General features: G+C 65.3%; 1 protein-coding gene. It reads left to right on the plus strand.

Annotation, left to right across the window (positions count from 1 at the left end; all coding sequences use genetic code 11):
• Window positions 1-1,055 (plus strand): IS481 family transposase (locus NKI97_RS35355; protein ID WP_352838605.1); only part of this gene is annotated, 1,055 nt, incomplete at its 5' end.
• Between the last annotated feature and the right edge of the window lie 59 nt (window positions 1,056-1,114).

Raw genomic sequence — 1,114 nt, forward strand, 5'->3', positions numbered from 1 at the left:
TAAGCGTGCTGTGCCAGCGCTTCGGTATCGGCCGGACCTGTGGCCACAAGCTGCTTTCGCGCTATCGGATCGAGGGGGAGGCTGGGCTGGTCGAACAGTCGCGGCGGCCACGATCGAGCCCGGCGCGCAGCGCGCCGGAGGTGGAAGCGGCGGCCCTTGCGGTGCGTATGGCGCATCCGGCTTGGGGTGGACGCAAGATCGCGCGTGTGCTTGCCCGCGAGGGTATCGGCACGCCGGCGGCCTCGACGGTAACCGGCATCCTGCGTCGCAACGGCATTGAGTTGGGAACGTCGGGCGGTGGAGCGCAGTCCTTCATCCGCTTCGAGCATGCCGCCCCCAACGATCTGTGGCAGATGGACTTCAAGGGTCACGTCGCCTTGCGTTGCGGCCGCCTGCATCCGCTCACCGTGCTTGATGACCATTCGCGCTTCTCGGTCGCGCTGTCGGCCTGCGCCGACCAGACCACCGCAACCGTAAAAGCCCGGCTGGTCGCCGCCTTCCGCCGCTATGGCTTGCCGTGGCGCATCGCCACCGATAATGGCCCGCCCTGGGGCGATGGCGGCCGCAACGACTTCACGCTGCTCACCGTCTGGCTGATCGAAACCGGCATCGCCGTCAGCCACTCCAGGCCTTGCCATCCCCAGACCCTCGGCAAGGACGAGCGCTTCCATCGCTCGCTCAAGGCCGAGGCGCTGCAGGGACCGCCCTTCGCCGATCTCGCCAAGGCCCAGGACGCATTCGACCAGTGGCGCCATGTCTACAACGCCCAGCGTCCCCACGATGCGCTGGACGGCGGCGTGCCGCTCGATCGCTACTGGGCATCGCTGCGCCCTTATCGCGAAACGGTCGAGCCGTTCGAATACGCCAAGGGCGATCTCATCCGCCGCGTACAGCAGCATGGCTTCGTCTCCATTCTTGGCCGCACCATGCGTTTGTGCAGGGCCTTCACAGGAAAATCCGTCGCCTTCAGGCCCACCGCCACAGACGGTGTCTTCGACGCCTGGTTCAGACATCAGAAAATAGAAACCATCGACCTCAATGTCCTGGCGCGATAGCATGCAAAACTGTTCGCGATGTCCTCGCACATCTGTTCGCGATGTCCCCAGTCCAAACA

This window comes from Mesorhizobium sp. M0296, assembly GCF_040321675.1.
GTDB lineage: Bacteria > Pseudomonadota > Alphaproteobacteria > Rhizobiales > Rhizobiaceae > Mesorhizobium.